The 7,016-nt window shown below is 75.6% G+C and carries 6 protein-coding genes; 5 read left to right on the top strand and 1 reads right to left on the bottom strand.

Annotated elements, in window-relative coordinates:
- Window positions 1-95 precede the first annotated feature (95 nt).
- Window positions 96-1,037, bottom strand: a complete 942-nt coding sequence (locus tag AB0O82_RS09730; RefSeq protein ID WP_363581893.1) for a response regulator transcription factor — start codon at window positions 1,035-1,037, stop codon at window positions 96-98.
- Window positions 1,038-1,779: 742 nt separating this feature from the next.
- Between AB0O82_RS09730 and AB0O82_RS09725 the strand changes: the two genes are divergently transcribed.
- From AB0O82_RS09725 to AB0O82_RS09705, 5 genes are all read left to right on the top strand, one after another.
- Window positions 1,780-2,724: an ABC transporter permease gene (locus AB0O82_RS09725; protein ID WP_350880832.1), complete on the top strand. Its 945-nt coding sequence runs from the start codon at window positions 1,780-1,782 to the stop codon at window positions 2,722-2,724.
- Window position 2,725: 1 nt separating this feature from the next.
- Window positions 2,726-3,661 (top strand): ABC transporter permease, encoded by a 936-nt coding sequence (locus AB0O82_RS09720; protein WP_363581890.1) that lies wholly within the window; start codon window positions 2,726-2,728, stop codon window positions 3,659-3,661.
- Window positions 3,658-4,440: an ABC transporter ATP-binding protein gene (locus AB0O82_RS09715; protein ID WP_363581888.1), complete on the top strand. Its 783-nt coding sequence runs from the start codon at window positions 3,658-3,660 to the stop codon at window positions 4,438-4,440. The genes AB0O82_RS09720 and AB0O82_RS09715 overlap by 4 nt, the downstream gene beginning before the upstream one ends.
- Window positions 4,437-5,234 carry an ABC transporter ATP-binding protein gene (locus tag AB0O82_RS09710; protein WP_363581886.1) on the top strand — a complete coding sequence of 266 codons (798 nt, stop codon included), beginning with the start codon at window positions 4,437-4,439 and terminating at the stop codon, window positions 5,232-5,234. Before AB0O82_RS09715 ends, AB0O82_RS09710 begins: the two co-directional genes overlap by 4 nt.
- A 108-nt stretch (window positions 5,235-5,342) precedes the next feature.
- Window positions 5,343-6,962, top strand: coding sequence for an ABC transporter substrate-binding protein (locus AB0O82_RS09705; RefSeq protein ID WP_363581884.1), 1,620 nt, complete (start codon window positions 5,343-5,345; stop codon window positions 6,960-6,962).
- Window positions 6,963-7,016: the final 54 nt, after the last annotated feature.

The raw sequence follows: 7,016 nt of genomic DNA, 5'->3' as shown, positions 1-7,016 counted from the left end.
AGTCTCCACACCTACGCTCGATTACCGCCCAAATCACCCGTCTGCGGCACCTGGCGTGAGGAAACTCACCCGCCCCCGAGCGGGCGGGCCGTACGCTACCCGGCGAGGCCGTGCCGGTGGGCGTAGAGCGCGGCGCGCAGCCGGTCGGGCTGCCCGATCTTGCGCATGGCCTGGGTGAGGTGCTTCTTCACGGTGGCCTCGGCCAGGGCGAGTTCACGCCCGATCTCGGCGTTGCTCAGCCCTAGCCCGAGCTGGACCAGCACCTCGCGCTCACGCTCCGTCAGCCCGGCGTGCTGCGGCGGCAGTTCGCCGACGTGCTGCGGGGGCACCGCCGTGTGGGTCCGGGCCGGCGGCGGCGCCGGCAGGAACACCGACCCGCCCGCCGCGGCGAGTTGGACGGCGCTGATGATCCGGTCCTCGGCCAGGTCGAGCGGGAAGCAGCCGCTGGCCCCGGCCAGCAGCATCCGGCTCGCCTCCGCGGTCGACTCGGCCCGGCGCAGCAGCAGCACCCGGGCGTCGGGCGCCGCGTCCGGGCCGCGCAGCGCCACCACGACGGCGAGGTCGGCCTCCAGGCTCGCGCCGCGGCCGAGCAGGATGACGTCCGGGGCGACCCGGCGCACGGCGGCCACCGCGCGCAGCGGGTCGCCGGTGGACCCGACCACGGCCAGTCCGGGCACGGTCGTCAGCACGCTGCGCAGCCCGGCGCTGGCCACCGAGTGCCGCTCGACCAGGAACACCCGGGCATCGGCCGTGCGGTCGCGGTCCTCCTCCACGCACATCGGATGGCCGCACCCGCAACCGGTGGCGGTCGGCCCCGCCGGGGGTGGCGGCGTCACCGTCTCCGCCAGCAGCTGGTGACCGGCGATCAGATCGAGCGGGTTGTCGATCTCGGCCTGCGCCGGTGGTGCGGCGTGCACCGGCGGCGCGCCCGCGGCGGGGGCGTCCACCAGGGTGGCGCCGCCGCAGGCGCCGCGTCGGGCGGGAAGCCGGCGGCCGCGCGGGCCGGCCGGAACGGCGATCTTGCTCACTGCTGCCATCGCGCACCCCCGGGGGCGGAGGCAGGGCGTCTGAGGTACGGCATGGCGATACGGTCCCCTTGCTGGTGGCGGGCCGGCCCGGTGGGCACGGGTGCTGCGGCGAGGATCCGTCGAGGACGCGCACGGGCGTCGGCTGCGGAATCCGGGACTGGGGAGGGGCGCCGACCGCAGCGACTGGGAACGGGGCGGTCAGCGCGCAGCGCGCGGGCGACAGAGCTCGTCGAAACACCGTCGGTGCCACGAGCCGCCGATCCCGACCAGGGTGATGTCGGTCCGCCGAATAGCCATGCGGGGAACCCTAGGTCCGGTTCCTTGTGCAGGTCAAGGACGGAACCGGGGCTCAGCGCCCTGGGCAGTGGCGGTCCTGACACTCCGGATGCTGTGACCAGGAGTAACAGCATCAAGTGCTGACTGGCTGTCCGGGCCACCGGTCCGCAACGCTCCTTCAAGCGGCCGCAGCTGCCGGAGCGGCACCGACGTCCCACGTCCCACGGACCGCCCGACCCGTGCTCCGGCACCCGATCCCGCCCGGACGCGGCATCCGCCCCCGGCGAACGGCCCGTCCCACGGCCCCGGTCCGGCGCTCCAGCCCCCCGGACGCCGCCGGTGACTGCCGGTTACCGCTGGTGACCGTCCCGACCCGCTCCCGAACCGCCCCTCCCGGAAGGACCACCAGCCCCATGCCCGCCCCGCCCAACCGGCCCGCCGCCGGCCAGTCCGGCGCCACGCCACGGAGGGCCGGGTGACCCGCTTCCTGCTGCGCCGCCTCCTGCTGGCCGTACCGACCCTGCTCGGCGTCACCGCCGTCGTCTTCGCGACCGTCACGCTCGTCCCCGGCGATCCGGTGGCCCTCTTCCTCGGGCCGGGCGCACCGCCCGAGGCCCGCCGCGAGCTCTCCGAACGGCTCGGCCTGGACCAGCCGTTGCCCGTCCGCTACGCCTCCTGGCTCTGGCACGCGCTGACCGGCGACCTCGGCACCTCCGTCTCCGGTCAGCGCCCGGTCGCCGACCTGCTGCTCCCGGCGCTCGGCCAGACGCTGACCCTGACCGCGGCCGCCTTCCTGCTGGTGCTGGTCGGCGGGGTGGCGCTCGGCGCCGTCGGCGCGCTGCGCCCGCGCGGCCCCGGCGGGCGGATCTCCGGCGCGCTGTCCGCCCTCGCGGTCTCCGCCCCGCAGTACTCGGTGGCCCTGCTGCTGATCGCCGTCTTCGCCGTGGGCCTGCGTTGGCTGCCGGCCGGGGGCACGCACGACGTGTTCGGCTCCGGCGGCCTGCCCGACCTGGCCCGCCACCTGGTCCTGCCGGCCGTGGCCGCCGCGCTCGTCCCGCTCGGGCTCACCGCCCGGGTGTTCCGGGCCGCGCTGGGGGGCGTGCTGGCCGGCGAGCTGGCCGACTCGCTGCGCGCCCGCGGCCTGCGCCCGGCCACCGTGCTGCGGCACTGCGTGCACAACGCCTCACCGGCACTGCTCACCATCGGCGGCCTGCAACTCGCCTACCTCCTGGAAGGGGTGATCTTCGTGGAGACCCTGTTCGCTTGGCCCGGCGTCGGCCGGCTGCTGTACGACGCGCTCACCTCCCGCGACCTGCCCCTCGTGCAGGGCGGGGTGCTGGTGGTGGCGGTCGCGTTCGTCGGCGTCAACATCCTCGTGGACGCGGCGCACGCGGCGATCGACCCGCGAGTAAGGAACTGATGTGACGTCACGTGTCCTCGCCCGAGCGAACCTCGGCCTGACCGTCCCCGCCGCCCTGGCCGCGCTGCTGGTCCTGCTCGCGCTCGCCGCGCCGCTGGTCGCCCCGTACGACCCGGCCGCCGGGCGGCTGGCGGACCGGCTGCTCGACCCGGGCAGCCCCGGCCACCCGCTCGGCACCGACGGCCAGGGCCGCGACCTGCTCAGCCGGCTGATCTGGGCCGGGCGCGCCTCGCTCACCGGCGGGCTCGTCCCCGTCGCGGTGGCCGCCGTCGTCGGCACCCTGCTCGGCGTCGTGGCCGGGCTCGGCGGCCGGATCACCGAACAGGCCCTGCTGCGCCTGCTGGACGTGCTCTACGCCTTCCCCGGGGTGCTGCTGGCGATCGCCATCGCCTCGCTGCTCACACCCGGCCTGGGCGCGACCGTGCTCGCGCTGTCGGTGGTGCTCACCCCCGCGGTGGCACGGGTCGCGTTCACCGAGACCCGACGCGTCCGGGCCGCCGAATACCTGGTGGCCGCCCGGGTCAGCGGCGCCGGCTGGGGGTCGCTGGTCCTGCGCCAGGTCGCCCCGGTGGTGGCGCCGGTGGTCCTGGTGTACGCGTCCTCGCTGGTCGGGCTGGCCATCATGTACGCCGCAGGGCTGTCCTTCCTCGGGCTCGGGGTCGCCCCGCCCACCGCCGAGTGGGGCGCGATGCTGGAGGAGCTGCGGCCCTCGCTGCTCACCCACCCCTGGGTGGCGGTCCTGCCGGCCCTGGTCATCCTCGCCGTCTCGGTCGTCTTCAACACCCTCGGCGAGACGCTGCGCACCCGCGTCGGCGACACCGCCGCCCTGCTGGCGCACGCCGCCCCCGCCGCCGCGAGCCGGTCCGCCGACCGCTCCACCGACCGCTCGGCCGACGGCTCGGCCCGGCCGCGGGCCGCGAAGCGGGTGGGCGCATGAGCGCGCTGCTGGAGATCGACGGCCTGACCGTCGAGTACCCCGGCGGGGTCCGGGCCGTCGACGACGTCTCCCTCGCCCTGCCCGCCGGCCGCTCCCTGGTACTGCTCGGCGAATCCGGCAGCGGCAAGACCACCGTCGCCCGCACCGTGCTCGGGCTGCCGGGGCACGGCGCCGCCGTCACCGGAGGCGTCCGGCTCGCCGGGACCGACCTGCGGGCGCTCGGCGAACGCGAACTGGCCGACGTCCGCGGCCGGCGCATCGGCTACGTGCCGCAGGACCCGACCGCCTCGCTCGACCCGCTGCGCCGGATCGGCCCGCAGCTCGCCGAGGTGCTGCGGCGGCACGGGATCGCCGCCGACCGCCGGGCCGCCCGCGCGGCCGTCCCGAAGCTGCTCGCCACCGCCGGCATCCCGGACCCGGAACGCGTCGCCCGGGCCTACCCGCACGAGCTCTCCGGCGGCCTGCGCCAGCGCGCCGCCATCGCCGTCGCGATCTGCTGCGGCCCGGAACTGCTGATCGCCGACGAGCCGACCACCGCGCTCGACGCGCTGATCCGCGGGCGGATCCTCGACCTGTTCGCCACCCTGCGCGCCGACTGCGGCATCGCCCTGCTGCTGGTCACCCACGACCTCGCGGCGGCCCGCCGGATCGGCGGCACCGTGGCGGTCATGCGGGCCGGCCGGATCGTCGAGCTCGGGCCCGCCGAACGGGTGCTGGGCGACCCGGAACACGCCTTCACCGCCGCCCTGGTGGCCGCCGAACCGGGAGCCCGCCGATGAACACCGTCGACCACGCCCGGCCTGACGCCGTCCACGCCCCGCCGGGCCCGGTCCTGGTCGTCGACGCCGTCACCAAGCGCTACGGCGACCGGACCGCCCTGGACGCCGTCAGCCTCACCGTCGCGCCGGGCGAGACCGTCGGTCTGGTCGGCGAGTCCGGCTCGGGGAAGTCCACCCTGGCCCGGCTCGCCCTCGGGGTGCTGGCCCCCGACGCCGGCAGCGTCCGCTTCGCCGGCCGCGATCCGTACCGGCTGCGCGGCCGCGCCGACCGGGCGCTGCGGGGCCGGCTCCAGTTCGTCCCGCAGGACCCGCGCGGATCGCTCAACCCCAGCCTGCGCGCCGGGGAGGCGGTCGCCTTCGCGCTGCGCCTGCACGGCACGCCGCGCGCCGAACGCGCCGCGGCCGTCGCCCGGCTCTTCACCCAGGTCGGCCTGGAGCCCGCGCTCGCCGACCGCTACCCCCGGGAGCTGTCCGGCGGGCAGCTCCAACGGGTGGCCGTCGCCCGGGCCCTGGCCACCGGGCCGGACCTGGTCGTCTGCGACGAACCGACCTCCGCCCTCGACCGCAGCGTGCAGGCCCGCCTGCTCGACCTGCTGACCGACCTCCAGGAACGCACCGGCCTGGCCTACCTGTTCATCTCCCACGACCTCGCCGTCGTCCGGCACCTCGCCCACCGGGTCCTGGTGCTGCGGCACGGCCGGGTGGTCGAGGAGGGCCCCGCCGGCCTGCTCTGGGACTCCCCCGCGCACCCGTACACCCGGGCGCTGCTGGAGGCCGCCACCGGCGTCGCGTGACCCGCCGCCGAAGCCCCGTGCCGACACACCGCTGAACCTCCGTACCCCCGCACCACCGAACCCCCGCACCACCGAACCTCCGCACCACCGAACCGACGAGGACTCACCATGACGCGCACCAGCCGTATCCGCTCCAGAGCCGTCGCCCTGCCGGCCGCCGCCGTTCTGCTCGCGGCGGCGGCCGGCTGCGCCGGCTCCGACGGCGGCGGCTCCGCGGGGGCGGGCGGCGGTGACGGCCGCGGCGGCACCCTGGTCATCGGCGCCACCGGCAGACTCCCCAACCCCGACACCGTGATCGGCGGCGCCGGCTTCGAGGGCAAGCGGCTGGTCTCCTTCCAGCTCTACGAGGGCCTCACCCGGTACGAACTGCTCAAGGACACCGACAAGCCGCCGGCCGTCACCGGCGCCCTGGCCACCGACTGGCAGGTCGCCGCCGACGCCAGGACGTGGACCTTCACCCTCCGCAAGGGCGTCACCTTCCAGGACGGCACCCCGTTCGACGCCGACGCCGTGCTCTTCAACCTGGCCCGCTACCTCGACAAGAAGAGCCCCGAGTACACCGACGCCCTCGGCGCCGCCGCCGCCGAGTACGCGGGCGACATCGTCTCGTACCGCAAGACCGACGCCGACCACGTCGAGCTGGTCACCAAGGACCCCAACGGCCACTTCCCCGAGGACCTCGCGCACGTCCTGATCGCGAGCCCCACCGCCGTCCGCAAGTCCGGCTCGGCCGACTTCGCCCAGCACCCGGTCGGCACCGGCCCCTTCTCGTTCGTCTCGCAGACCGAGGGCCAGCAGATCGAGCTGGCCGCCAACAGGAGCTACTGGCGCGGCGCCCCCAAGCTCGACCGGCTCGTGATCAAGGCGCTGCCGGACGCCGCGGCCCGCACCGCCGCCCTGCGCTCCGGCGGCGTGAACTGGATCGAGTACCCGAACCCGGACGACATCGACAGCCTCAAGGCCGACGGCGTCCAGATCGCCACGAACAGCTACGACCACCTCTGGTACTGGATCCTGGACACCTCGAAGGCACCCTGGGACAACCCGCTGGTCCGCAGGGCCGCCAACTTCGCGATCGACCGCAAGGCCATCGCCGAGAAGCTGCTGCACGGCACCGCCGACCCCGCCTACCAGACCGCACCGCGCGCCACCGCCGCCTACGACCCCGCCGGCGACGTCTACTCCTACGACCCCGCCAAGGCCCGGCAGTTGCTCGCCGAGGCCGGCGTCCCGAACGGCTTCAGCACCTCCGTCACCGTGCCCACCGGCGGCAGCGGCAACCTGCTGCCGGTGCCGATCGCCGAGGCCCTCCAGCGGGATCTCGCCGCCGTCGGCATCAAGGTCGAGCTGCGCACCACCGACTGGACCACGCTGATCGGCGCCGAGGCCAAGGGCCAGGTGGCGCTCGGCTCGGACGCCGTCGCCCAGTCCACCACGCTGTTCCAGTCCGAGGCGCTGCTCCCGCTGTTCATCGGCTCCAAGAGCCCGTTCTGGACCGGCCACTACACCAACCCGCAGGTCGACGAGCTGCTCGCCTCCTCGGCCGCCGATGCCGACCAGACCGCCCGGCAGGCCGGGTACCGCAAGGCGCTCGCCCTGGTCACCCAGGACGCGCCCTGGCTGTTCGTGGTCAACGACCGCAATCCGCGGGCCCTTTCGCCGAAGGTCCAGGGGCTCGTGCAGCCGCAGTCCTGGTTCCTCGACCTGACCACCGTATGGGTCCGCTGACCCGCGGACACCGCCTCTCCCCCGGCTCCGAAGAGCACCGCGCACCACAGGAAG

This window comes from Kitasatospora sp. NPDC088264, assembly GCF_040685715.1.
GTDB lineage: Bacteria > Actinomycetota > Actinomycetes > Streptomycetales > Streptomycetaceae > Kitasatospora.
The sequence above is the reverse complement of the archived record's forward strand: the minus strand, read 5'-3'. Positions and strand labels throughout refer to the sequence as shown.